General features: G+C 63.2%; 22 protein-coding genes. 11 read left to right on the forward strand and 11 right to left on the reverse strand.

Features of this window, described 5'->3' with window-relative positions:
• Positions 1–245: S-adenosylmethionine synthetase N-terminal domain-containing protein (locus tag B2V21_RS10655; protein WP_286916826.1), on the reverse strand; the 245-nt coding region annotated here is incomplete at its 3' end.
• Positions 246–257: 12 nt separating this feature from the next.
• On the reverse strand, positions 258–1,259 hold the full coding sequence (locus B2V21_RS10660; RefSeq protein ID WP_056844680.1) for an ArsR/SmtB family transcription factor: 1,002 nt from the start codon (positions 1,257–1,259) through the stop codon (positions 258–260).
• A 192-nt stretch (positions 1,260–1,451) separates the two neighbouring features.
• Here B2V21_RS10660 and tkt point away from each other — a divergent pair, with 192 nt between their 5' ends.
• The 11 genes from tkt (at position 1,452) to B2V21_RS10715 (ending at position 13,211) form a co-directional block, all read left to right on the forward strand.
• Positions 1,452–3,449 carry a transketolase gene (tkt, locus tag B2V21_RS10665; RefSeq protein ID WP_049861423.1) on the forward strand — a complete coding sequence of 666 codons (1,998 nt, stop codon included), beginning with the start codon at positions 1,452–1,454 and terminating at the stop codon, positions 3,447–3,449.
• Positions 3,450–3,591: 142 nt separating this feature from the next.
• Positions 3,592–4,647, forward strand: coding sequence for an erythrose-4-phosphate dehydrogenase (gene epd, locus B2V21_RS10670; RefSeq protein WP_286916827.1), 1,056 nt, complete (start codon positions 3,592–3,594; stop codon positions 4,645–4,647).
• 14 nt (positions 4,648–4,661) lie between these two features.
• Positions 4,662–5,825, forward strand: a complete 1,164-nt coding sequence (locus tag B2V21_RS10675; RefSeq protein WP_286916828.1) for a phosphoglycerate kinase — start codon at positions 4,662–4,664, stop codon at positions 5,823–5,825.
• A 27-nt stretch (positions 5,826–5,852) separates the two neighbouring features.
• A complete protein-coding gene (locus B2V21_RS10680) occupies positions 5,853–6,074 on the forward strand; it encodes a hypothetical protein (RefSeq protein WP_286916829.1) in 222 nt (73 codons plus the stop codon).
• 79 nt (positions 6,075–6,153) lie between these two features.
• Positions 6,154–6,366 (forward strand): hypothetical protein, encoded by a 213-nt coding sequence (locus B2V21_RS10685; protein ID WP_090361031.1) that lies wholly within the window; start codon positions 6,154–6,156, stop codon positions 6,364–6,366.
• A 47-nt stretch (positions 6,367–6,413) separates the two neighbouring features.
• Positions 6,414–6,740 (forward strand): MliC family protein, encoded by a 327-nt coding sequence (locus B2V21_RS10690; RefSeq protein ID WP_286916830.1) that lies wholly within the window; start codon positions 6,414–6,416, stop codon positions 6,738–6,740.
• Positions 6,741–6,843: 103 nt separating this feature from the next.
• Positions 6,844–7,908, forward strand: coding sequence for a class II fructose-bisphosphate aldolase (gene fba, locus B2V21_RS10695; protein WP_049861417.1), 1,065 nt, complete (start codon positions 6,844–6,846; stop codon positions 7,906–7,908).
• Between the two features lie 254 nt (positions 7,909–8,162).
• Positions 8,163–9,920, forward strand: coding sequence for a hypothetical protein (locus tag B2V21_RS10700; RefSeq protein WP_286916831.1), 1,758 nt, complete (start codon positions 8,163–8,165; stop codon positions 9,918–9,920).
• Between the two features lie 296 nt (positions 9,921–10,216).
• Complete coding sequence (locus B2V21_RS10705; RefSeq protein ID WP_286916832.1) at positions 10,217–12,346, forward strand: putative bifunctional diguanylate cyclase/phosphodiesterase; 2,130 nt, start codon at positions 10,217–10,219, stop codon at positions 12,344–12,346.
• Positions 12,347–12,402: 56 nt separating this feature from the next.
• Positions 12,403–12,903 (forward strand): M48 family metallopeptidase, encoded by a 501-nt coding sequence (locus tag B2V21_RS10710; RefSeq protein ID WP_282348638.1) that lies wholly within the window; start codon positions 12,403–12,405, stop codon positions 12,901–12,903.
• An 11-nt stretch (positions 12,904–12,914) separates the two neighbouring features.
• Positions 12,915–13,211, forward strand: coding sequence for a winged helix-turn-helix domain-containing protein (locus B2V21_RS10715; RefSeq protein ID WP_049861413.1), 297 nt, complete (start codon positions 12,915–12,917; stop codon positions 13,209–13,211).
• Here B2V21_RS10715 and B2V21_RS10720 read toward each other — a convergent pair.
• The 9 genes from B2V21_RS10720 to B2V21_RS10760 form a co-directional block, all read right to left on the reverse strand.
• Complete coding sequence (locus B2V21_RS10720) at positions 13,202–13,672, reverse strand: GNAT family N-acetyltransferase (protein WP_286916833.1); 471 nt, start codon at positions 13,670–13,672, stop codon at positions 13,202–13,204. The genes B2V21_RS10715 and B2V21_RS10720 overlap by 10 nt on opposite strands.
• A gap of 44 nt (positions 13,673–13,716) precedes the next feature.
• The gene (gene yccS / locus B2V21_RS10725; RefSeq protein WP_090361016.1) at positions 13,717–15,906 is read right to left on the reverse strand and encodes a YccS family putative transporter; all 2,190 of its coding nucleotides are present in this window, start codon (positions 15,904–15,906) and stop codon (positions 13,717–13,719) included.
• 256 nt (positions 15,907–16,162) lie between these two features.
• Positions 16,163–17,341, reverse strand: coding sequence for an NAD(P)/FAD-dependent oxidoreductase (locus B2V21_RS10730; protein ID WP_286916834.1), 1,179 nt, complete (start codon positions 17,339–17,341; stop codon positions 16,163–16,165).
• A gap of 87 nt (positions 17,342–17,428) precedes the next feature.
• Positions 17,429–18,766 carry an ATP-dependent RNA helicase DbpA gene (gene dbpA, locus B2V21_RS10735; protein WP_244652461.1) on the reverse strand — a complete coding sequence of 446 codons (1,338 nt, stop codon included), beginning with the start codon at positions 18,764–18,766 and terminating at the stop codon, positions 17,429–17,431.
• 115 nt (positions 18,767–18,881) lie between these two features.
• Positions 18,882–20,348, reverse strand: a complete 1,467-nt coding sequence (gene mdtD / locus B2V21_RS10740; protein ID WP_139211034.1) for a multidrug transporter subunit MdtD — start codon at positions 20,346–20,348, stop codon at positions 18,882–18,884.
• A 92-nt stretch (positions 20,349–20,440) separates the two neighbouring features.
• On the reverse strand, positions 20,441–21,769 hold the full coding sequence (locus tag B2V21_RS10745) for a TldD/PmbA family protein (protein ID WP_286916835.1): 1,329 nt from the start codon (positions 21,767–21,769) through the stop codon (positions 20,441–20,443).
• Positions 21,766–23,208, reverse strand: a complete 1,443-nt coding sequence (locus B2V21_RS10750; RefSeq protein WP_286916836.1) for a TldD/PmbA family protein — start codon at positions 23,206–23,208, stop codon at positions 21,766–21,768. The genes B2V21_RS10745 and B2V21_RS10750 overlap by 4 nt, the downstream gene beginning before the upstream one ends.
• 174 nt (positions 23,209–23,382) lie before the next feature.
• Entirely contained in the window at positions 23,383–25,086 is a 1,704-nt protein-coding gene (gene betA, locus B2V21_RS10755) for a choline dehydrogenase (RefSeq protein ID WP_286916837.1), read from the reverse strand.
• Positions 25,087–25,190: 104 nt separating this feature from the next.
• The coding region (locus B2V21_RS10760; protein WP_286916838.1) for an aldehyde dehydrogenase family protein at positions 25,191–26,128 on the reverse strand (938 nt) is incomplete at its 5' end.

Raw genomic sequence — 26,128 nt, forward strand, 5'->3', positions numbered from 1 at the left:
GAGCTGTTGTAGCCGATGTCGACGATGACCTTGCGCACGATGTCTTCCAGGTCGACCCAGGCCGACGTGCTGACTTCGCCGGCGATGATCGCCACGCCGGTCTTGACCAGGGTTTCGCACGCCACGCGGGCGAACTTGTCCTGGGTGATGATGGCGTCCAGCACCGCGTCGGAAATCTGGTCGGCGATCTTGTCCGGGTGTCCTTCGGAGACGGACTCGGAGGTGAAAAGGGAGTATTCGCTCATCTCGACGGTTTCCTAAATTGACCGATGGTGAGTGTCGCCAGCCGGCCGCGAGAAATGGCGGACCTGAATCTGGAAACCATTACGTAAGCCCACGTAGAGGCTCTCTCCGGGAACAAGCCCCGCAGCGATGGCCCAACGGGCCAGATCTTCCTGTTCGAACCCCAACCAGAGATCACCGCAGGCCTCTTTGGCCCAACTCTGATTGTGGCTGCACAATTCTGTTACCAAAAGACTACCGCCTGGCTGCACCCGCTGCGCCAGATGGCCAAGCGCCTGAGCCGGGTCGCTGAAATGGTGCAGGACCATGTTCAGCACCACGCAGTCGGCGCGCAGGCTGGTAGGGGCCAAGGCATCGGCCAGTTCCAGGCGCACGTTGCTCAACTGCTCGCGCAGGCAGACCTGGCGGGCCAGTTCGAGCATCGCCGGGCTGTTGTCCTGCGCCGTGACGTGGGCAAAGCGTCGGGCCAGCTCGGGCAGAAAGCCGCCATCGCCCGGACCCACTTCCAGGGCACTAGCTTGTTGGGCGAAGCTCAATTTGTCGAGCAGGGCCAGCAGGCTTTCGCGGTACTGCGGCAGGCCGGCGATGAGGTCCTGCTGGGCGCGGAATTTCTCTTCCATGCGCGAAAAAAAGTCTTCGCTGGCCGCGGCGCGCTGGCGCTGCACCACGGCCATGCGCGCCTGCGCCTCGGCCGGCAGGCTCAACCCGTCGACTTCCTCGAGCAGGGCGCTGTGCAGGCGTCCGCCCAGCACACGACCGTTGGGCAGGGCGCGACGATAGAAAATCGCGTTGCCTTCACGCCGCGTGGCCACCAGGTCGGCCTGCGCGAGCACCTTGAGGTGATGGCTCATGCCCGACTGGCCCACCGCGAAGATCTGCGCCAGTTCCAGCACGCCGAACGAATCGCTGGCCAGCGCGCGCAGCACGTTCAGGCGCAGGGGGTCGCCACCGGCTTTGCACAGGGCAGCCAGATCGTCACTTGCCTGATGGTCGAACGCAGGGGCACGAAGGTTCATAGGCTTGGCAGTCTAGAGAGCGACGGGCGGCGTCGCAAGACCAATATCAAAAAGTTTTGATATTGCTTAGGCAGGTTCATTGGCCGGCAATTGCCGCTCAGGGTAAATGTCCGATTGCCCAACCCCCTGCCGGTGGGGGAAAATGCCCTCCTTTGTTGTATCCCTGCCTACACAGACCCCAGGAGATAAGCGATGCCCAGCCGTCGTGAGCGCGCCAATGCCATTCGTGCACTGAGCATGGATGCCGTGCAAAAAGCCAACAGCGGTCACCCAGGTGCCCCCATGGGTATGGCGGATATCGCCGAAGTACTGTGGCGTGACTTCCTCAAGCACAACCCGGCCAACCCGGCGTTCGCCAACCGCGACCGTTTCGTCATGTCCAACGGTCATGGCTCGATGCTGGTCTATTCGCTGCTGCACCTCACCGGCTATGACCTGGGCATCGAAGACCTGAAGAACTTCCGCCAGCTGCACAGCCGCACGCCAGGTCACCCCGAGTACGGCTACACCCCAGGCGTCGAGACCACCACCGGTCCATTGGGCCAAGGCCTGGCCAACGCGGTAGGTTTTGCGCTCGCGGAAAAAGTGCTGGCAGCGCAGTTCAACCGCGACGGCCACAAGATCGTCGACCACAACACCTACGTGTTCCTTGGCGACGGCTGCATGATGGAAGGCATTTCCCACGAGGTCAGCGCGCTGGCCGGTACCCTGGGCCTGGGCAAGCTGATCGCCTTCTACGATGACAACGGCATTTCCATCGACGGCGAAGTCGAAGGCTGGTTCACCGACGACACGCCGAAACGCTTCGAAGCCTACGGCTGGCAGGTGATTCGCAACGTCGACGGCCACGATGCGGATGAAATCAAGACCGCCATCGAGACTGCACGCAAGAGCGAGCAGCCGACGCTGATCTGCTGCAAGACCACCATCGGTTTCGGCTCGCCGAACAAGCAGGGCAAGGAAGACTGCCACGGCGCGCCACTGGGTGCCGAGGAAATCGCCCTGACCCGCGCAGCATTGAAGTGGAACCACGGCCCGTTCGAAATCCCGGCCGACATCTACAAGGAATGGGACGCCAAGGAAGCCGGCGTCGCCCTGGAAGCCGAGTGGAACCAGCGCTTCGCCGCCTACTCCGCTGCCTACCCTGAACTGGCCAACGAATTCGTGCGCCGCATGAGTGGCGAGCTGCCTGCCGACTTCTCCGAAAAGGCCAGCGCCTACATCGCCGAAGTAGCCGCCAAGGGCGAGACCATTGCCAGCCGCAAGGCCAGCCAGAACGCTTTGAATGCCTTCGGTCCGTTGCTGCCGGAGATCCTCGGTGGTTCGGCCGACCTGGCCGGTTCCAACCTGACCCTGTGGAAAGGCTGCAAGGGTGTCGAAGCGGATGACGCCGCCGGCAACTACATCTATTATGGTGTACGCGAATTCGGCATGAGCGCGATCATGAACGGGATCGCCCTGCACGGCGGCTTCGTGCCGTACGGCGCGACCTTCCTGATCTTCATGGAATACGCCCGCAACGCGGTACGCATGTCGGCGCTGATGAAGAAGCGCGTGATCTACGTGTTCACCCACGACTCCATCGGTCTGGGCGAAGATGGCCCGACCCACCAGCCGATCGAACAGCTGGCGAGCCTGCGCTGCACCCCGAACCTCGACACCTGGCGTCCTGCCGATGCGGTCGAGTCGGCGGTAGCATGGAAATTCGCCCTGGAGCGCAACGACGGTCCGTCGGCGCTGATCTTCTCGCGTCAGAACCTCGATCACCAGGCCCGCGATCAGGCCCAGTTGGCCGACATCACTCGTGGCGGTTACGTGCTCAAGGATTGCGCTGGCGAGCCTGAGCTGATTCTGATCGCCACCGGTTCCGAAGTGGGCCTGGCCGTCAAAGCCTTCGACAAGCTGACCGAACAGGGCCGCAACGTGCGCGTCGTGTCGATGCCGTGCACCAGCGTGTTCGACGCGCAGGATGCAGGCTACAAGCAATCGGTCCTGCCGCTGCAGGTCAGCGCGCGCATCGCCATCGAGGCTGCGCATGCCGACTACTGGTACAAGTACGTGGGCCTGGAAGGTCGGGTGATCGGCATGACCAGCTTCGGCGAGTCGGCACCGGCACCGGCGCTGTTCGAAGAGTTCGGCTTCACCCTGGAGAACATCCTGGCCACCGCCGAAGAATTGCTCGAAGACTGATCCACATCTCGTAGGAGCGGTCGTTGGCCGCGAAGGGCGCGCAGCGGTGTGTCAGACATATCGTGGTGAGGCTTTCGCGGCCACGGACCGCTCCTACGCAAGATCTATACAGCTTCCATAACAATTCCAGGCGTAACTCTCCATGTCTCAGAAACGCCCCTACAGAGTCGCCCTCAACGGTTACGGCCGGATTGGCCGTTGCGTGCTGCGCGCGTTGTGCGAGCGCGGCGCGCAGGCTGACTTCGAGGTAGTGGCGATCAACGACCTGGCCGACATGGCCAGTCTCGAATACCTCACGCGCTTCGACTCGACCCACGGACGTTTTCCCGGTGAAGTCACGGTCGAAGCCGACCATCTGTTGATCAACGGGCGCCCCATACGGGTCATCCGCAGCGCCACGCCCGAGGCGATCGACTGGGCTGCACTGGACATTGACCTGGTGCTCGAATGCTCCGGGGCCTACAACACCCGCGCCGACGGCCAGCGTTTCCTGGCTGCCGGCGCACCGGCCGTGCTGTTTTCCCAGCCTATGGCCAGCGAGGCAGATGTCGATGCCACCATCGTGTTCGGCATCAACCAGGACTGTCTCACCGGGCGCGAAAAGCTGGTGTCCAACGCGTCCTGCACCACCAATTGCGGCGTGCCGCTGCTGCGCCTGCTGGATCAGGCCATTGGCCTGGAATACGTGTCCATCACCACCATTCACTCGGCCATGAACGACCAGCCGGTGATCGATGCCTATCACCACGAAGACCTGCGCCGCACGCGCTCGGCCTTCCAGTCGGTCATTCCGGTTTCCACCGGCCTGGCCCGCGGTATCGAACGCCTGTTGCCGGAACTTGCCGGCCGGATCCAGGCCAAAGCTGTGCGCGTGCCGACCGTCAACGTGTCATGCCTGGACATTACCCTGCAGATGGCGCGCGATACCTGTGCCGTCGAGGTCAACCGGGTTCTGCGAGAAGCCGCAGGCAGCGGCCCGCTGCAAGGTCTGCTGGCCTACACTGAACTGCCGCACGCCAGTTGTGATTTCAACCACGACCCCCATTCGGCCATCGTCGATGCCAGTCAGACCCGTGTTTCCGGGCCGCGCCTGGTGAACCTGCTGGCCTGGTTCGACAACGAATGGGGCTTCGCCAATCGTATGCTCGACGTCGCGGGGCACTACCTGCGCGTCATGAACAATTCCAAACGAGCTTGAAAGGACTGAACGCAATGACCGTGTTGAAGATGACCGACCTCGACCTGCAAGGTAAGCGCGTATTGATTCGCGAAGACCTCAACGTGCCCGTCAAGGATGGCAAGGTAACCAGCGACGCGCGCATCGTCGCCTCGTTGCCCACCATCAAGCTGGCCCTGGAGAAGGGCGCAGCGGTAATGGTCTGCTCGCACCTGGGCCGGCCCACCGAAGGCGAGTTCTCGGCCGAGAACAGCCTCAAGCCGGTTGCCGAGTACCTGAGCAAGGCACTGGGCCGCGACGTGCCGCTGGTGGCCGACTACCTCGACGGCGTTCAGGTCGACCCCGGCTCTGTCGTGCTGTTCGAGAACGTGCGCTTCAACAAGGGCGAAAAAAAGAACGCCGATGAGCTCGCGCAGAAGTACGCCGACCTGTGCGACGTGTTCGTGATGGACGCGTTCGGCACCGCGCACCGCGCCGAGGGCTCCACCCATGGCGTGGCCAAGTTCGCCAAGGTGGCCGCTGCCGGTCCGCTGCTGGCCGCCGAACTGGAGGCCTTGGGCAAGGCGCTGGGTGCCCCGGCCAAGCCGATGGCGGCCATCGTCGCCGGTTCCAAGGTGTCGACCAAGCTGGACGTGCTCAACAGCCTTAGCGCCATCTGCGATCAGTTGATCGTCGGCGGTGGCATCGCCAACACTTTCCTGGCCGCGGCCGGGCACAAGGTCGGCAAGTCGCTGTACGAGCCTGACCTGCTGGACACCGCGCGCGCCATCGCTGCCAAGGTCAGCGTGCCGTTGCCGGTCGACGTGGTGGTGGCCAAGGAGTTCGCCGAAAGCGCCGAAGCCACGGTCAAGCTCATCGCCGATGTGGCCGATGACGACATGATCCTCGACATTGGCCCACAAACCGCCGAACAGTTCGCCGAGCTGCTCAAGTCGTCCAAGACCATCCTGTGGAATGGCCCGGTGGGCGTGTTCGAGTTCGATCAGTTCGGCAATGGTACCCAGGTGCTGGCCAAGGCGATCGCACAGAGCCCGGCGTTTTCCATCGCCGGTGGCGGTGACACCCTGGCGGCCATCGACAAGTACGGCGTCGCCGAAGACATTTCCTATATCTCCACCGGTGGCGGTGCATTCCTCGAATTCGTCGAGGGCAAGGTCCTGCCGGCCGTGGAAATGCTGGAACAGCGGGCCAAGGCCTGACGCGCGGTGAGTTTCGAGGAGAAACGGATGCTCAAGGCTGCCACCCTGGCATTGCTGATCGGTTTGCTGGCCGGTTGTTCCGGTGCGCCGGCAACCTCGGTTGACGACGAGCCGGCGGCGACTCCTGGAGGCTGTTCGCAGTCGCAGTGGCAGGCCGAAAGCATCCCGGTGGTCGGCAAGCGCATGGGGCCTGAGGCGTTGGAGCGCTACGAGCCGGAACAGCAGGCGCAGGCACCGGGTTGTCCTTGAGGGCAACCATTGGCGCTCGCCAGAGGTCTTCTAAGGTGAGTTCACACATTATCGTTGCCTCTGGCACCTGGAGTTCACCATGAAGATCGGTTCCGCAACACTCGGCTTGGTCACCCTGCTGGCAGCAGTGCTGTCCAGCGGTTGCATGAGTTCTGGCGCAGGCAGCGCCTGTGAAGTGTTCAGCCCGGCGGCAGTGGTCACGCCGACCACACAAGATGATCAGCGCGTGCAGACCAACTCCACGGGCGCGCCGGCCAGTACTCAGAACACGGCGCAGGATTGTGGGGCCTGAGCCAGTGCTGCATGGGGCAGCAGTGCCCCGCGCTTCGAGGTATATGAATGAAAGGCGGTATGGCGATAATGGTCTTGGCGCTGCTGTCCGGCTGCGCCTATATGGACAAACAGATGCCGGTGTCCCCTAATTGGACACGCTGGCAATGTGACAGCCAGGTCGATGTGCAATGGCGCTACAGCGCCGCCGACAAGAGCGCGACGGAAGTGCGCCTGGCGGGCAGCGACAAGGTCTATGCGTTGACTCCTCAGGCCGGTGCCGAGGGTGAATTGTTCAGCGATGGCGTGCTGGCGTTCCACAAGAAAGGTGACGAAGGCCTGGTGTACTGGGTCGCCACCGACGATTTGATTGGCCGGGGTTGCAAGGCTCCGTGACGGCTGGGCCCCAGGGCCTGCCCAATGATAGGCATTACTTCAATAGCGGCCACCTGCGGTGAGCTGCAACGATCAACGACCCTGAACCGGGAGACATATAACAATGGCACTTATCAGCATGCGGCAGATGCTGGATCACGCCGCCGAATTCGGCTATGGCGTACCAGCTTTCAACGTCAACAACCTCGAGCAGATGCGCGCCATCATGGAAGCGGCCGACAAGACCGACTCCCCCGTCATCGTGCAGGCCTCGGCTGGCGCCCGCAAATATGCCGGTGCCCCGTTCCTGCGCCACCTGATCCTGGCGGCGATCGAGGAATTCCCGCACATCCCGGTGTGCATGCACCAGGACCACGGGACCAGCCCGGACATCTGCCAGCGTTCGATTCAACTGGGCTTCAGCTCGGTCATGATGGACGGGTCCCTGGGCACCGACGGCAAGACCCCGACCGATTACGACTACAACGTGCGCGTGACCTCGCAGACCGTTTCCTTCGCCCACGCCTGCGGCGTGTCGGTAGAAGGCGAGCTGGGCTGCCTGGGTTCGCTGGAAACCGGCCAGGCCGGTGAAGAAGACGGCGTGGGTGCCGAGGGCATCCTGGATCACAGCCAGATGCTGACCGACCCGGAAGAAGCGGCTGACTTCGTCGCCAAGACCCAGGTCGACGCTTTGGCCATTGCCATCGGCACCAGCCACGGCGCCTACAAGTTCACCAAGCCGCCTACTGGCGACATCCTGGCCATCGACCGCATCAAGGCGATCCATGCGCGCATTCCCAACACTCACCTGGTGATGCACGGCTCCTCCTCGGTACCGCAGGAATGGCTGGCGATCATCAACGAGTACGGTGGCGCCATCAAGGAAACCTACGGCGTGCCGGTTGAGGAAATCGTCGAAGGCATCAAGTACGGCGTGCGCAAGGTCAACATCGATACCGACCTGCGTCTGGCCTCCACCGGTGCGATTCGCCGCTTCATGGCGCAGAACCCGGCCGAGTTCGACCCACGCAAGTATTTCGCCGAAACAGTGAAAGCCATGCGTGACGTGTGCATCGCGCGCTACGAAGCGTTCGGTACTGCGGGCAATGCCTCGAAGATCAAGCCGATCTCCCTGGAAGGCATGTTCCAACGCTACGCCAGCGGCGAGTTGAACGCGAAGGTCAATTAAGTACTGACTTCATTTAAACCCGCTTCGGCGGGTTTTTTTATGCCCCTTCGAATGAAAGCCGATTCTATCCCTTGAAGGTGAACATGCTCGTCGTTGCTGGCTTAAGTTTCTTGTATCGATGTGGATGACAGGAATATAACAGTGGGCGTGCATAACGGTGCATGAGTGATTTGTCAATATGCACAAGTGCTAGCTTAGGCGTGACCATTTTCGAAGATAAGCTCAAACCTCGTATTCACCATTCGAGGTAAACCATGAAAACTATTGACACTTTAGATATTGAATCGCCCATTTTCGTTGATGGGTGTGAGGTGGATGATTCGCCTGTTCACGAGGCGGCGTTGCTGGATGTCTATCCTGCCGACTTGAACGCGGACGGGAGTCTCAAGCCGTATATAGCCCCTGTCTTTGAAATGCCTGACCTGCTTTCCTATACTTCGAAACTTCCGCTCGACGGTGCTGCCGTTGCGGGAGACGAATGTCCAGAGGTATCCGTTTTTGAGCCGGACAGCATCGTAGATGTACAGCCACGTGCCGGTTGGTGTCCGGGTGGGAGTTGGGCGGGTGGCATATGCAATCCACCCAACAACTCTCGTGACGATTGGATGGCTCGCTACTTTTCGTACTGTGTGTCGCCAATCGAGCAGATGATCCTGCCAGGCGCGCACAACGCTGGCTGCGACAAGAAAGCGCCTTATACAGCCTCCAATGAAACCTGCCAGGATGTGCCGCCTTACGAGCAGATGCATGCAGGCATTCGCGCGTTCGATCTGCGCGTTCAGTTCTTTTCCGGCTATGCGGCTGGCGATCCGCGCCGTTTCCAGATTATCCACGGCCTCTCGTCAGGGCGTACGTTCAAAGGCGATATACTGGATGCAATCACTCGGTTTCGCGCTGCCAACGGCGGCCGCGGCAGTCGGGAAATCTTCGTACTCGACGTCCACGAACGCAAGAACTTCACGGATGCCGGCCAGCGCGAATTCATGGAGTTGATCAAAACCTGGGGACGCGAGGAGTTGGTGCCCTATCACCTGCGTGGATTCGCCATCCCTCAACTCATGGCGTTGGGCAAGAAAACGGTAGTTGCCTTGGACGGCGGTGTCGGGCCTGATTTCTGGCCGCGGGTGGAGCAGCAGTGGATCGGTTATTCAGTCACCGATCCAAATGAGCTGGAACGGTTTGCCAATCGAGCGGTGGCAGAGCAAAAACCGCGCTACGCATTGCGGGCACTGCAGTATCACAAGCATGTACAAGTGTCGTATGTGCCTGACGATATCTCGGATCGAGTCATGAGCCGTTCGGCTTTTTCCAATCCAGAGCAAAAGCTTCGAGGTATCTACATATTGAACACCGACTGGGCGCTGCGTCACCGCATGGTGGATAACTGCATTGCCGGCAATTCGGTGCGGCACAACACCCCCCGCCACTCCATCTTGATCAGCTCTCCTAACCAAGCTCAAAACCCTGAAATCATTCCGCTGGCGGCGTATTGTATTTTCCGCTCGTACGACGGTAATTATCAGGCGCGCTTGGCGGTGACGAACACCAGTCATGTCATCGAACCCCACGTGGTTTATATAAATGAAGCGACGTGGGGCGTCGATTTTTCAATGAGCAATATCAATAATAATGGAGGGTTGACCAGCCTGCGCATGGAAACCGGTGACAGATTGAGTGTGTGGCGTGACAGAAACAGCCCTCTGGCATGGGATATACGCGCACCGCTATACCTGTGCCCCAACGTCGAGATCGCACAGATCCCCACGCCCGTGCGCGGTGACAAGATCACCTACTTCCAGACCGCCAATGCAGCTTGGGCACCGCGCTTGAGGCTGCCAGCGACCGCCCACACCGGTGCCGTCATCATCGTGATGTGCAATTCAGCACTGGCGCTGACCGTTCTGGGCGAGCAGATGAATGACAACCAGCCGGTAGCACTCTCGTCGGGTGCGCAATGCGCGTTGGAGTTCATTGGCTCGGGCAAATGGAAACTAATCGGCCAACGCCATTGATCCGTTCTTGAGCGAAATGCAAGCTGTCGGTGGTCCGTTCAAGTCGCCGACATTTGCCGCCTGGCAGCAGGTTGCAATTTCCTGCTGCCAGCCAGCCAACGCATCCAAATCGCCAACAGGCCGGGCGGGCCTCTGGCGATTTTTTGCGTGGCTGGAGTTTTACCGTTTGTCGGAGGTGTGTCACATTTACCGGTCACTTGGTAATCATGCTTCAGCCTTTCCTGGAACCCTGTCTAGAGTGAGGTCTTTAATGTCCGGGTAGAACCGGACCGAACCATGTAGAACGAGAAAAAAGCATGGAATGCGCCCCCAACTTGCCCCTTGAAGGTGGCTCTACACTACTAGTCGTCGACGATTATCCAGAAAACCTGCTGAGCATGAGAGCTCTGCTCGAGCGCCAGGACTGGCAGGTGATCACTGCCGCTTCCGGTGTGGAAGCGTTGGGCAAGCTCTTGGAGCATGAGGTTGATCTGGTTCTGCTGGACGTGCAGATGCCGGGCATGGACGGCTTCGAAGTGGCGCGCCTGATGCGCGGCAGCCAGCGTACGCGCTTGACCCCGATTATTTTCCTGACCGCCAACGAGCAGTCGCAGGCCGCCGTGCTCAAGGGCTACGCCACGGGCGCCGTGGACTATCTGTTCAAGCCGTTCGATCCGCAGATTCTGCGGCCCAAGGTCCAGGCCCTGCTCGAGCAGCAGCGCAATCGACGCGACCTGCAGCGCCTGAGCCGGGACCTGGAAGCGGCACGCGCCTTCAACGCGTCGGTCCTCGAAAACGCAGGGGAAGGTATTCTTGTGGTCAACGAACAGGGCCTGATCACCTTCGCCAACCCGGCCATCTCGCGCCTGCTGGGTGCCAGTGTCGAGCAACTGCAGTGCACCGTGCTGGCCGATCACCTGCACAAGCCGCAGGTCCCTGAGTGGTTCGAGTCCGACTTCTACCGCGCATACAACACGCGTACGACCTACCGCGTACACGATGGGCTGATGCGAACAGCCAATGGCCAGCAACTGCCGGTGGCCTTGTCGTGCGCGCCGTTGCCCGGCGAGCAGCGTGCGATGGTCGTGACGATCCTGGACATGTCGGTGGTGCGCAGCCTGCACCAGCAACTCGAATACCAGGCCGTCACAGACCCGTTGACCGGGCTGCTCAACCGCCGCGGTTTCTATCAGGCGGTGGAGAGCGCCCTGGTGCGCAACGAGCGTGCGGAAAAGGCCCAGGCCTTGCTGTATCTGGACATGGACGGTTTCAAGCGGATCAACGATCGCCATGGCCATGACGCGGGCGATCGAGCCTTGCGCTGGGTGGCCGAACAGATCAAGGCCGTGCTGCGCCCCTTCGATGTGGTGGCCCGCCTGGGCGGTGACGAATTCACCGCGCTGCTGGACAACCTCGACTACCCCGAGCAGGCCGCCAAGGTGGCGGAAAAGCTCATGGAACGCATCGCCGTGGAACAGACCGTGGATGGGGTGGACATCAATCTGGGCGTCAGCATCGGCATTGCCACCTATCCCGAGTGCGGCGCCAACCTGGACAGCCTGCTGCGCGCCGCCGACATTGCCATGTATGCCGCAAAGCAGGCGGGCCGTCAGCAATACCGTTACTACGACCAGGATTTGAACGGTCGGGCGCGATCGCGTCTGCTGCTGGAAACCAGTGTCGGCGAAGCCATCGAGAACCGCGATTTCAGCCTGGTCTACCAGCCGCAGGTGTCACTGCTCGACGGTCGTCTGCGTGGTTTCGAAGCGCTGCTGCGCTGGTGCCATCCCAGTGTTGGCGACGTGCAGCCGGGGCTGTTCATTCCCCTGCTCGAACAGGCGCGGCTGATCAGCCGCCTGTCGAGTTGGATCTACACCGAGGGCGCCGCCCAGCGTCGGGCCTGGTCCAGCCGCTTTCCCGACGAGCTGGTGCTCAGCATCAGCCTGAGCAATGCTCAGTTCGCCATGCCCAATCTGGTCTCCGAGCTGCAGCGCGCCATCGCCTTGCACGGCTTGCGCCCGCAGCAGCTCGAAGTGGAAGTGGTGGAATGTTCCCTGATGCACAACTTGCCCCAGGCCACCGGGCAACTGCACCAACTGCGCAACCTGGGCGTGCGCATCGCCCTGGACGATTTCGGCACCGGCCCGTGTTCGCTGAAGCTGCTGCGCGATCTGCCCATCGACACGCTCAAGCTGGACCGTCACCTGATTGCCAAGTTGCCCGACTCGCACCCTGACGGTGTCTTCGTGCGCAGCGTGATTCAGGCCTGCACTGCTTTCGACATCACGGTGATCGCCGAAGGCGTGGAGACCGCCGAGCAGTGTCGGTGGCTGCGCGCTGCTGGCTGCGAGTGGATCCAGGGCTTTGTCATTGCCCGGCCGTTGACCGCGCAGGCCGCCAGCGATTTTCCATTGGTCAGCGCAGGCGTGCAGCCGGCGGCGGTGTGACGCCGGCACCGGGCAGGCGTTACACTGAGCGCCTTTCTCAAGTCGAAACGGGCACCATGATCGCGCTGAAGTACCTGCAAGCCTACCCACCCGCACTGCAGGAGCAGGTACGGCAACTGATCGAGCGCGGGCAACTGGCGGACTATCTCAGCCAGCGCTACCCCGATCGTCACGCCGTGCAGAGCGACAAGGCGCTGTACAACTATGCCGTGGCCTTGAAGCAGGCGCACTTGCGCAACGCACCGGCCATCGACAAGGTGCTGTTCGACAACCGCCTGGACCTCACGCACCGCGCGCTGGGCTTGCACACTGCGGTGTCGCGGGTGCAGGGCGGCAAGCTCAAGGCCAAGAAGGAAATCCGCATCGCTTCATTGTTCAAGGACGCGGCGCCGCAGTTTCTCGAAATGATCGTGGTGCACGAACTGGCGCACTTTCGCGAGAGTGACCACAACAAGGCGTTCTATCAACTGTGCGAGCACATGCTGCCCGGTTATCACCAGTTGGAATTCGACCTGCGCGTCTACCTGACCTACCGTGATCTGCCCCCTGCGACGTGAAGGATACTCCCATGCAAGTCAGCAAGACCCGCAGCAGTTTCTACCGCCGGCTCTACGTGGCCTGGCTGATCGACAGTGGCCAGGCGGCCACCGTGCCGGCCCTCATCGAGGCGACCGGCATGCCTCGGCGTACCGCTCAGGACACCATTGCGGCCCTCGCCGATCTGGACATTGCCTGCGAGTTCGAGCAGCAGGATGGCGAGCGCAACCACATCGGTCGCTATGTGATCCGGCAGTGGGGTGCGATCGACCGTGAATGGATCGGCCAGAACCTGGGCCAGATCCGCCAGGTGCTCGGTTACCCCTGAGCAGCCCCGATCTCGCGCCGCATGGCGATGTGCGGGATGTTGTCCTCCAGGTATTCCTGGCCTTGGGCGATGAAACCGTAGCGGCCGTAATAGCCCTGCAGGTGGGCCTGGGCCGATAGCTGGATCGGCACCTGCGGCCAGCGTTGGGCGGCCTGCTCCAGTGCGTGGGTCAGCAGCGCGTGGCCCAGTCCGGTGCCGCGAGCCGATGCGGCGGTGATCACCCGGCCGATCACCACGTCGCCGTCCTGGGTCGAGGGATCCAGCAGGCGCAGGTAGGCGACCAGTTGGCCGTTGTCCCGGCCCAGCAGATGGCAGGTGTCGGCGTGCAGATCCTGCCCGTCGACGTCCTGATAGGGGCATTGCTGCTCGACCACGAAGACCTCGCTGCGCAGGCGCAGGATTTCGTACAGCTGGTGGATATCCAGCTCGCGGTGGTGCATGCACATCCATTCGATGGCCATGTTTACCTCGTTCCGTGTTTCGATTCCGGCAAGCCGCAGCGCCATCAGGTGACGACTGCGGTCGGGCCCTTGATCAAGTGCGCGGCCAGGGTGCGCAATGGCCCCAGTTGACGACAGATCAGCGCCAGCTGGGTCTGCACCAGGCGCTGGCCTTCGTCGACCTCGTCGGGCATCTGCTCCAGCGTGTCGGCCAGCGCTTCCTCGCTGTCGCTTTGCACCTGCACCGGTTCACGCGTGGCCAGGCCGGTGGCTATTTCATCGATGCTGCGCGCCAGGCTTTCGCCGGCCTCGCCGATCAGTTGCTCACGCGCCTCGGCTGGCAACTCGGTGCCACGGTGCGCGCCCAGTCCGGACAGGTAGCTGAGCAGGGTGTGCGACAGCACCAGGAAGCGGAAGCCGACGTCGGCTTCCTTGCGGAAGTGCCCCGGCTCCATGAGCATGTTGGCCAGGGTAGTGGAGAGCGCGGCGTCGGCGTTGTGCGCGTTGCGCCGGGCCAGGCGGTAGGCGAGGTCGTCGCTCTTGCCGTTGGCGTATTGCTGCATGATCTGGCGCAGGTAGATGCTGTTGCAGGTCAGGGTATTGGCCAGCACCTTGTTCAGTTTGCGGCCCTGCCAGTCGGGCAGGAACAGGAACACTGCAAGGCCGGCGATCAGGCTGCCGAGCAGGGTGTCGAACAGGCGCGGCAGAAAGAGGCCGTAGCCGTCGCCGGTCTGGTTGAAGCAGAACAGCACCATCAGCGTGATGGCTGCCGTGGCCAAGGTGTAGCGCGTGGTGCGGTTGACGAAGAACACCAGGCCGGCGCCGATGGCGAACAGCGATTGCACGATGGGGCTGGGGAACAGATCGAACAGCGCCCAGCCCACGGTCAGGCCGATGGCGGTGCCGATGATGCGCTGGCCCAGCTTGCGTCGGGTGGCGCCGTAGCTGGGCTGGCATACGAACAGGGTGGTCAGCATGATCCAGTAGCCTTGGCTGGGGTGGATCAGATGGACCATGGCATAGCAGATCACCAGCGCCAGAGGTAGGCGCAGGGCGTGGCGGAACAGCAGCGAGGTGGGCGTGAGGTTCTGCCGAATGCGGCCCCAGAAGTCCTTGAGGGTATGCGGCGAGCGGTCCAGCAGGCTGCTGTCGCGGGCGTCGGCGAGACGGTCGGGGTTGCCGGCGTCGCTGAGCAGTCGGTCGAGGGTGCCGAGGTTGGCGGCCAGCGCGCGCAGCGATCGCAGCAGACCGCGCCAGGCGGGGTTGCTCTGGATGCGCAGGTGTTCGAGCGAGGCGTGCAGGTCGCTCAGTGCTTCGGCGAAGCTGTCGTCGTAGATGAACGGCTGACGCAACTGGATCGACTCGCCCAAGCGCTGGCAGGCAACACCTTGCTGGCGCAGCAGGCGCTGGCAGCGGAACAGGACGTCGCTGTGGAAGAACGCCTCGGCCAGGGCGTTGTACGGATAGTGAGAGGAGCTGGCGCGTTCGTGAATGTCTTGGGCGAGGAAATACAGCTTCAGGTAGCGGCTGACCTTGGAGCCGGGACGGCCGTTGCCGACCCGGTGCAGGATGATTTCCTTGGCGGCGTTGAGCGCGGCCACGACTCGACCGTTCTGCTTGGCCAGCTCCAGGCGGCGGGCCTCCACATCCAGTTGGCGAATCGGTTCGAACAGGCTCGCCTTGAGCTTGAGGTACTGTCCCAGTTCGCTGAACAGCCGCGCCAGGGCCTGTTGCACCGGCTGGTTGGAAAACAGCACCTGCCACAGCACCGACAACAGACCGTACCAGGCGGCACCGGCGACCAGCAGCAACGGCTCGCGCCACAGGTTGCTGACTTCGCCACCGCGCTGATCGACGCCGATCATGGTGTAGACCGAGAGGATCAGCGTGGCGTAGGCGATCGCTCCGTAGCGTTCGCCCAGCGCGCCGAGCATGGTCAGGGCGAAGCTGGCCACGGCCAGGGCCGTGACGAACACATAGGGGTAGGGGAACAGCAGCTCGACGGAGAAGGCAGCGACGGTGAAGCAGGTCAGCGTGGCCGCCAGGGCGCGGATGCGGCCTTGCCAGTTGTCGTCGGTCTCGGCCAGGGCGCAGGCGATGATGCCCAGGAACAGCGGGACCAGCAGGCGCATTTCGTTTTCATACCAGCACAGCGCCATGCTGCCGGACAGGGCGATGAACACCCGTACGCTGTAGCTGAACTTGTCCAGTGCCCACAAGCGGCGCATGGATTGGCGGAACGACCTGGATGCCATGAAGAAGGAATCGACCTGTAGGCGAGGGAGCTGATGAACGGCGTCAATCTATCACTGTCGGCGGTCGACGGGTACTGCGCGGTGGCCCCGACGCGGCTTGCGCCGCTGCTACAAGAGCGGTGGTGGATCGATGGTGCGCTGTGGTCGTGACGCGGTTTGCGCCGCTGCTACAAGGGCGGTGGCGGATCGATGGGGTGTGGGGACTCTGTAGCAGCGGCGCGGGCCGCGTCCGGGGGCGCTGCGCACTGGCGTCGTGCTACACGTACTGCGCTGCCGCGTAACCCGAGGCCCAGGCCCACTGGAAATTGAACCCGCCCAGATGCCCGCTGACGTCGAGCACTTCGCCGATGAAATACAGACCCGGGCTCTTCAACGATTCCATCGTCTTGGACGATACCTCGCGGGTGTCGACCCCGCCCAGGGTCACCTCGGCAGTGCGATAGCCTTCGGTGCCGGCGGGCACCAGTTGCCAGGCGCCCAACGCGTTCGCCACCGCCTGCAGCTCGGCCGGGGTGTACTGCTTCATCGGCTTGGACACGAACCAGTGCTCGGCCAGCAGGTTAGCCATTTTCTTGGTGAAGACTTCACCCAGCAGGGTCTTGAGCTCCGAATTGGGTCGTTCGGCCTGTTGTTGCTGCAACCAGGCCAGTGCATCGTGATCGGGCAGCAGGTTGATCTCGACGCTGTCGCCAGGCTGCCAGAACGAGGAAATCTGCAAGATCGCCGGGCCGCTCAGGCCGCGATGGGTGAACAGCAGGTTCTCGCGAAACGCCTGATCGTTGCAGCTCACCAGGCAATCCACCGACGTCCCGGACAGCTCGGCGCAGATCTCCTTGAGCTGGTCGGTGATGGTGAACGGTACCAGGCCGGCGCGGGTGGGCAGGACGCTGTGGCCGAACTGGCGAGCGATCTGGTAGCCGAAGCCGGTGGCGCCCAGGGTCGGAATCGACAGGCCACCGGTGGCCACCACCAAGGACTGGCACGCCAACGGCCCCATTGAAGTCTGCAAGCGATAGCCTTCGGCGGTTTTCTCGATGGCCTGCACCGAGGTGTCCATGCGCAGCTCGACCCCTGCGCTTTCACACTCGGCCAGGAGCAGGCCAAGGATGTCGCTGGACTTGTTGTCGCAGAACAGTTGGCCCAGTTTCTTCTCGTGATAGGGCACGCCGTGCTTGGCCACCAGGGCGATGAAATCCCACTGGGTGTAGCGGGCCAGGGCCGACTTGCAGAAATGCGGGTTCTGCGAGAGGAAGTTGGCAGGTTCGGTGTACATGTTGGTGAAGTTGCAGCGACCGCCGCCGGACATGAGGATCTTCTTGCCTGGCTTGTTGGCGTGGTCGATCAGCAGCACTCCACGGCCTCGCTGTGCGGCGCTCAGGGCGCACATGAGACCGGCAGCGCCGGCGCCGATGATGATGACGGGGGTAGAGCGCACTGCTGGGTCCTCTCGAATCGGGGGTGTCAGGGGAGGCCTCTTCGCGGGCGGCGAGCCCTCTGCCCGCGAAGAGGCCAAACCTGCCGCTTACAAAATCCGCACGCGCAGCGAACGGCCCTTGATCTTGCCGCTGTTCAGACGCTGCAGCGCCTGCTTGGCGATCCCGCGTTCCACGGCCACGTAGGCCTGGAAATCGAAAATGGCGATCTTGCCGACCTGAGTGCCGGGAATGCCCGCATCGCCGGTGAGTGCGCCGAGGATATCGCCCGGACGCACCTTGTCCTTGCGTCCGGCACCGATGCACAGGGTGCTCATCGGTGGCAGCAGCGGCTCGCCGCCCTTGGAGGTCAGGCTGTCGAGCTCGGCCCAGGCCAGTGGCGATTTCTGCAACTGCTCGATGGCCTGCGCCCGATGCGCCTCGGCCGGGGCGACGAAGCTGATCGCCAGGCCTTTCTCACCGGCGCGACCGGTACGGCCTACACGGTGGATGTGAATTTCCGAATCGCGCGCCAGTTCGACGTTGATGACCATGTCCAGGGCATCAATGTCCAGGCCGCGGGCGGCCACGTCGGTCGCCACCAGCACCGACGTACTGCGGTTGGCGAACATCGCCAGGACCTGATCACGGTCGCGCTGCTCCAGATCGCCATGCAGCGCCACGGCGCTGATGCCTTTGCTGGTCAGGTGATCGACCACTTCCTGGCACTGCTGCTTGGTGTAGCAGAACGCCACGCACGACTGCGGGCGGAAGTGACCCAGGGCACGCACCACGGCGGCCATGCGGTCATCCGGTGAAATCTCGTAGAAACGCTGCTCGATCTGGCTGTCGGCGTGCAGGGCCTCGGCTTTCACCTGCTGCGGATCGCGCATGAACTTGGACGACAGCTGCTTGATCCCGACCGGGTAGGTTGCCGAGAACAGCAAGGTCTGCCGGCGTTCCGGGGTCTGCTCGATGATGTCGGCGATGGAATCGTAGAAACCCATGTCGAGCATGCGATCGGCTTCGTCGAGTACCAAGGTGTTGAGCCCGTCGAGCACCAGCGAGCCCTTGCGCAGGTGCTGCTGGATGCGTCCCGGTGTGCCGACGATGATGTGCGCGCCGTGCTCCAGCGAAGCGATCTGCGGGCCGAACGACACGCCGCCGCACAGGGTCAGCACCTTGATGTTGTCTTCGGCGCGCGCCAGGCGGCGGATTTCCTTGGCCACCTGATCCGCCAGCTCGCGGGTGGGGCACATGATCAGCGCCTGGCAGCCGAAATAGCGCGGATTGATCGGGTTCAGCAGGCCGATGCCGAACGCGGCCGTCTTGCCGCTGCCGGTCTTGGCCTGGGCGATCAGGTCCATGCCCTTGAGAATCACCGGCAGGCTCTGCGCCTGGATCGGCGTCATCTGGGCATACCCGAGGGATTCCAGGTTGGCCAGCATGGCGGCGGACAGGGGCAGCGTGTTGAAAGCAGTGGCAATGGTGGTCACGGGACGGGCCTGCAAAACAAAATGTCGCGCAGTGTATCAGCCCCGTGACCTTTCGCCCTAAGCCTGCTTAGTGTTCAACCGGAGGTTCCTGACGAGGTGCGCGCCGTCCATCGCTGTCGGACAGCTGCACGAAGATCCCGGCGGCCAGCATTGCCATCAGGCCGATGGTCAGGAAGGTCGCCTGGAAGGCGCCCAGCACCGTGTCCACGCCTTCGTTGCCCAAGGACGCGGTGAAACCGCCCAGCAGAGCACCGGCGCAGGCCACGCCCAAGCCCAGGGAAAGCTGCGCCACCACGGAGAGCAGACCGTTGCCGCTGCTGGCGCTTTCGTCGTCCAGGTCGATCAGGGTCACGGTGTTCATCGCCGCGAACTGCAACGAGTTCACCGCGCCGAGCAGGCCCAGCTGGGTCAGCAGCAGCCAGTAGGGGGTGGTTTCCGAGACCAGGCCGAGGCTGGCCAGCAACAGGCCCAGCAGCAGGGTGTTGCCGGTGAGCACGATGCGATAGCCGAAGCGCTCGATGATCGGCCGGGAAAACGACTTCGCCACCATGGCCGCCGCCGCCAGCGGGATCATGCTCATGCCGGCTTCGGAGGGCGAGTGCCCTAGCGCCACTTGCAGCAGCAACGGCACCATGAAGGGCAGGGCGCCGCTGCCCAGGCGCGCGAACAGGTTGCCCAGAATGCCGATGGCGAAGGTACGCGTGTGGAACAGTTTCGGCGAGAACAGCGGGTTGTCGATCTTGCCTGCACGCAGCCAGTAGGCGGCCAGACAGGCCATGCCGACGAACAGCAACAGCATCACCCGCAGGTGCGGTAGATGCAGCTCACCCAGGCCTTCCATGGCGATGGTGATAAGCACCATGGCGGCACCGAACAGCAGGAAGCCGATACCGTCGAAGCGCGTGCGTTCGGCGCCGCGCAGGTCGGGCACCAGGTTCCAGACCGCCCAGCAGCCCAGTGCGCCCACCGGCAGGTTGATGAGGAAGATCCAGTGCCAGCTCAACCATTCCACCATCCAGCCGCCCAGGGTCGGCCCGAGCAGGGGGCCGAGCAGCGCTGGCACGGTGATGAAGCTGAGGATGCGCACCAGCTCCGAACGCGGGTAGGCGCGCAGCACCACCAGCCGCCCCACCGGCAGCATCAGGGCACCGCCCAGGCCTTGGATCACCCGGGCCACTACCAGCATCGCCAGGCTTTGGGACAGCGCGCACAACAGCGAGCCGATGCTGAACAGCATGATGGCGCTGAAGAACACCTTGCGCGTGCCGAAGCGGTCGGAAATCCACCCGGACGCCGGAATCAGCAGCGCGACCGTCAGCATGTAGGCGATGATCACCGATTGCATGCGCAACGGGTTTTCCGCCAGGTCGCTTGCCATGGCCGGCAGCGCGGTGTTGAGGATGGTGCCGTCCAGGGCCTGCATGAAGAAGGCAATGGCGATGACCCAGGGCAGCCAGCGAGCGGTAACGGGATCCAGTGTTGGGCGCGTGGACATGGGGCCTCTTGTTGTTTGAGGTTGATGATGAATGTTCATGGCCAGCCGGTAGGAGGGGGCATCGGCCGCAAAACATGCACTGCGGTGTAGCTGACACTGCGCGGTGCACTTTTCGCGGCCACGGACCGCTCCTACAGGGTCAACAGCAACCGCTTCACCAACGCGCCGGGCAGCAAACTGGAATGGGTCTGGCGCTCGCCGTAGGTGCTGGTCGAGAGAATCAGCTCGCGCTCGGCCGTCAAGGCTTCCAGCTGGTCACCCAGGACACTGTAGACGCTGTCGTCGAAACGCATGGTATTGACCGGTGCAACGATGTGACCGTCCTCCACCCAGAAAGTGGCAAAGCGGGTCAGCCCGGTCATGCGCGCCGCCGGCATGTCGGAGTAGTTCAAGTACCACAGGTTGCTGATGTACAGCCCGGTTCCGAGGCGTTGCAGCACATCGGCCAGGGGTAGGTCGCCTGCTGCCATCTGCAGCGCGCCCGGCATCTCCGAGTTGTCCGCGCCGTTGCCCTGCAAGCCGTATTCGGCCGCACTGCGCGAGTCCACCAGGCGCTCGGCGGCGAGCCCGTGGCTGACCAGCGAAAGGTCCTTGCGCGGATAGCCTTCCTGGGAAAACGCCGGGGTCAACGAACCGCTGACGCGCTCCTCGAAGCTCACCTGCGCGCTCAACCGGGCTTCGCCTGCATACAGTCGTTGCAACGGGCTGTTCTTGCTGGCGATGGCCTGCGCCGAGAAGCCGCCCCAGCCCAGCATACCGATGATTTCATCCAGCGCAGCCGGTGCCAGGTAGGCGCGATAGGCGCCCGGCGGCAGCACCTTGAGCGGACGGCTCAGGTGCTCCAGTTGCACGCGGGCCTGGGCCAGGCGGTCGGCGAAGGCCTGTGCCTGCCACTGCTGGCCGGCGTAGTTGGCCTTGACCGCTTCGCCATTGGCATGGAACAGGCTGAAATCGAAATTGAAGCTGTTGGCCTGATGCCAGCCAGTGGCCCCGTCGCTGTTGGCAAAACCCCGGCAGATCGTGCCCGCGGCATAGATGCCGACCAGGTCCAGACCACGGGCCGCCGTGCCGATCTGCTCGACGACTTCAGCCGGATCGGGCAATGGCGTGTCGTCGACATGGCGCGTCTGCCACTGCGAGGTGTTGAGTTGCAGGTAAGGGTCCGGTTGCAGCAGCGGCAGGGTCTGGCTGAGTTGCTGCACGGCCTGGGTCAGACGCTGCTGGTCCACCTCCAGATCCTCGGACAAGGTCAGTTGCAACTCGGCCTGGCGGCCATCTTCGATCAACTTCAGCGATACCGTAGCCTGGGCCACCTGTCCCGCCTGGCGCACCTTGGCATGGTTGAAGCGGATGAAATCCGAGGCTTCGGCGTTGTAGCTCAGGGTGAAGCGCTGGTTCGGGGCGACGGTGTGTTGCAACCCTTGCACCAGTGCCTGGAAATGCTCGGCGTGATGGCTCATGCTGCACCTCCGAACACGTCGATCTGGCTGAACACGCAGCTGGGCGATGCATGCCCTACACGGATCACCTGGTTGGGTTCGCCCTTGCCGCAGTTGGGCGTACCCAACACCTGCAGGGTGCTGGCGTCGCCGACCGCCCGCAAGTTTTTCCAGAAGCTGGCGGAGATACCCCGATAGTTGGGGTTCTTGACCACGTCCTTGAGTTCGCCGTTCTCGATCAGTTGGCCCCATTCGCAGCCGAACTGGAATTTGTTGCGCGCGTCATCGATCGACCAGGAACGGTTGGTGGACATCAGGATGCCGTGCTCGATGCCGGCGATCAGCTGCGCCTGACTGTGCTCGCCCGGCTCGATGTTCAGATTGGCCATGCGATCTATCGGAGCCCGGTTCCAACTGCTGGCACGGCTGTTGGCGACGCCGTCCATGCCGCTGCGGTATTGCGACAGGGCGCCGCCCAGTGGGCGCACCAGCACGCCATCGCGAATCAGCCACTGCTTGCTGGCTGGGGTGCCATCGTCGTCGTGTGCGTAGCTGGCCAGTTCGTGCGGGATATCGGGGTCGAAGGTTACGTTGAGCAACGACGAGCCATAGTGCAGGTGGCCGAAGTCCTCGACCTTGACGAAGCTGGTACCTGCGTAGTTGCGCTCGTCGCCCAGAATGCGGTCCAGCTCCAAGGGGTGACCGATGGATTCGTGGATCTGCAGCATCATCTGGTCGGGTGTCAGCAGCAGGTCACGCGGACCTTGCGGGGCATTGGGCGCCAACAGCAACTGCAGGGCCTGGTCGGCGACCTGGCGGCCGGCGCCGACAATGCCACAGCGCTCGATCACGTCGACACCGCCTTGCTGGCCGAAGTTGTCGCGGCCCAGGCTGCGGGTCTGGCTGTCACTGCCGTCGAAGGCCGTCACGCTCAGGCCGGGGAAGACGAAGCGTTGCGCCTGGCGAATCTGCGCGCCGGCGTTGTTGAGGTAGATCTGTTCGACATCGGTGATGCCCAGGCCGGCATACCAGCTGACCAGCCGCGGATCGTCCGGCACGCGGGCGGACTCGTCGGCGAGCAATTGGTAGCAGTCGGCGAGGTTGGGAAAGGGTTGCTGCAGGTCAGGCGAGAGGTAGTCGAAGCGGGCATCGGCCACGGGCTGCTCGCGCAGGTCAAGCAGGGCATGGGGGGAGATGCCGCGGGCCTGGCTCTCGGCACGCTCAAGGGCCTGTTGCAGACCGGTTTGGGACAGGTTGCCCGTCGCGGCATAGGCTTCCACGCCGTTGACGCGCACGGTGATCATCACGCCTTCGTCGCTGCTCAGGCTGGGCGGCTCGGCGATGTTCTTGCGCACCGCCAGGTGTTGGCTGGATTGGCGCACATGGCGCAGGGAGAAGAATTCGGCGTAAGTGCGCAGGGCGGCAAAGCGTCGTTGCAACAGCGCGGTGGAATCGAACATTCAGAGGCCTCTGTGGTGGGGCAGTTTCGGCCCCTTCGCGGCTGCTAGCCGCTCCTACAGAGGAAACGCGATCCCACGTAGGAGCAGCTAGCAGCCGCGAAGGGGCCGGCATGCCGAGCCGAGTTGAGCAGGCCCACAGCTTAGGCCCCACCGCCGCCATGGGGCAAATCCATATCAGCTGTGAGGCGCACCCACTTCGCGCATCGGCTTGCCGCGCACCGGCGCATCGCCTGCCACGTAGTAGGCCGCGGTCGAGCGTGCTTCGGGCTTGCGGCCACGAATGCGGTCGGCGATCTTCTCGGCGATCATGATGGTCGGCGCGTTGAGGTTGCCGGTGGTGATGATCGGCATGATCGAGGCGTCGACCACGCGCAGACCTTGCAGGCCATGCACGCGACCCTGGCCGTCGACCACGGCCATCTCATCGGTACCCATCTTGCACGAGCACGATGGGTGATAGGCAGTTTCGGCATGCTCGCGGATGAACTGATCCAACTGTTCGTCCGTCTGCACGTCGATGCCGGGGCTGATTTCGCGGCCACGGTACTGGTCCAGCGCGGGTTGCTGCATGATTTCGCGGGTCAGGCGGATGCCGTCGCGGAATTCCTGCCAATCCTGCTCGCTGGCCATGTAGTTGAACAGGATGCTCGGGTAGTCGCGCGGGTTCTTCGACTTGACGTTGACCCGGCCGCGGCTCGGCGAGCGCATGGAGCCGACGTGAGCCTGGAAACCGTGCTCCTGAACACCCTTGGTGCCGTTGTAATTGATCGCCACCGGCAGGAAGTGGTACTGGATGTTCGGCCATTCGAACTCAGGGCGCGAACGGATGAAACCACCGGCCTCGAACTGGTTGCTGGCGCCGATACCGGTGCCCAAGAACATCCATTCGGCGCCGATCTGCGGCTGGTTCCACCACTTCAGCGACGGGTACAGCGAGACCGGCTGGGTGCAGCTGTATTGCAGGTACATTTCCAAGTGGTCCTGCAGGTTCTGGCCGACGCCTGGCAGGTCGTGCACGACGTCGATGCCCAGCGGCTGCAGCACCTCGGCAGGGCCCACGCCGGAACGCTGGAGAATCTGTGGCGAGGCGATCGCGCCGCCGCACAGCAGGACTTCCTTGCGGGCACGGGCCTGGATGCGCTCGTCGCTGTCACCGACCAGGTAGCTGACGCCGACCGCGCGCTTGCCTTCGAAGACGATCTTGTCAGTCAAGGCGTGGGTGACGATGGTCAGGGTGTCGCGTTGCTTGGCCTGGTCCAGATAGCCACGTGCGGTGCTGGCGCGGCGGCCTTTGGGCGTCACGGTGCGGTCCATGGGACCGAAGCCTTCCTGCTGGTAGCCATTGAGGTCGTCGGTGCGCGGAAAGCCTGCCTGCACGCCGGCTTCGACCATGGCGGCGAACAGCGGGTTGTTGCCGGGCTTGGGCGTGGTGACGCTGACCGGACCTTCGCCACCGTGGTAATCGTTGGGGCCGATGTCACGGGTTTCGGCCTTGCGGAAATACGGCAGGCAGTCCAGGTAGCTCCAGTCTTCAAGGCCCGGCAGCTTGGCCCAGCCGTCGTAGTCCATGGCGTTGCCGCGGATGTAGCACATGCCGTTGATCAGCGAAGAGCCACCCAGGCCCTTGCCGCGGCCGCACTCCATGCGCCGGTTGTTCATGTGCGGCTCGGGCTCGGTCTCGTAGGCCCAGTTGTAGCGGCGGCCCTGCAGGGGGAAGGCAAGGGCGGCGGGCATCTGGGTACGGAAGTCCAGGCGATAGTCCGGTCCGCCGGCTTCGAGCAGCAGGACGGTGACGCCTGGATCTTCGGTCAGGCGCGTGGCCAGGGTGTTACCGGCCGAACCGGCGCCAATGATGATGTAGTCGAATTCCTGGGACATGGAGGTTCCCTCTTTGAAATATGGCAAGGTGGGCAGGGTGTCAGGTCTGGCCTATTCGCGGGCAGAGAGCTCGCCGCCCGCCCCGCTCCCACAAGGGTCTCGGATCAGAACACCGAAACGTAATCGCCCAGTTCCACCTGTACCGATTTGATCCGGGTGTATTGCGCCAGCGAGCTGATGCCGTTTTCGCGGCCCACGCCGGATTGCTTGTAGCCACCCACCGGCATCTTCGCGTCGGATTCGCCCCAGGCGTTGATCCAGCAGATGCCTGCTTCGAGCTGATGGATAACGCGGTGCGCACGGTTCAGGTCGCGGGTGACCACACCGGCGGCCAGGCCCATCTCGGTGGCATTGGCGCGGCGGATCACTTCGTCTTCGCTGTCGTAGCCGAGGATGCTCATCACCGGGCCGAAGATTTCTTCGCGCACGATGGTCATCTCGTCGCTGCAATCGGTGAACACGGTCGGTGCGACGAACGCGCCCTGGCCCATCTCACCGTCGGTCAGCCGCTCGCCGCCGCACAGCAGGCGCGCGCCTTCGGCCTTGCCCTTGGCGATATGGCCCAGCACGTTTTCCATGTGGGCGAAGCTCACCAGCGGACCGAAATTGGTGTTTTCGTCCTCGGGGTCGCCGATGCGGATGCGCTGTACGCGCTCCAGGATCTTGGCTTCGAGTTGCGCCTTGAGGGTATTGGGTACGAACACCCGAGTGCCGTTGGTGCAGACCTGACCGGAGCTGTAGAAGTTGGCCATCATGGCGATGTCGGCGGCCTTGTCGAGATCGGCATCGTCGAAGATGATCAGCGGCGACTTGCCGCCCAGTTCCATGGTCACTTCCTTGAGCGAGGAGCTCGAGGCGCTGGCCATAACTTTCTTGCCGGTGCTGACGCCGCCGGTGAACGAGACTTTCTCGATACCAGGATGCTCGGTGAGCCAGGCGCCGACTTCGCTGCCGCTGCCGGTCAGCACGTTGAACACGCCAGCGGGCAGGCCGGCCTCGGTGTAGATTTCGGCCAGCTTGAGGGTGGTCAGCGAGGTGACTT

This window comes from Pseudomonas sp. UBA6276 (assembly GCF_002438365.1).
GTDB classification, from domain to species: domain Bacteria; phylum Pseudomonadota; class Gammaproteobacteria; order Pseudomonadales; family Pseudomonadaceae; genus Aquipseudomonas; species Aquipseudomonas coleopterorum.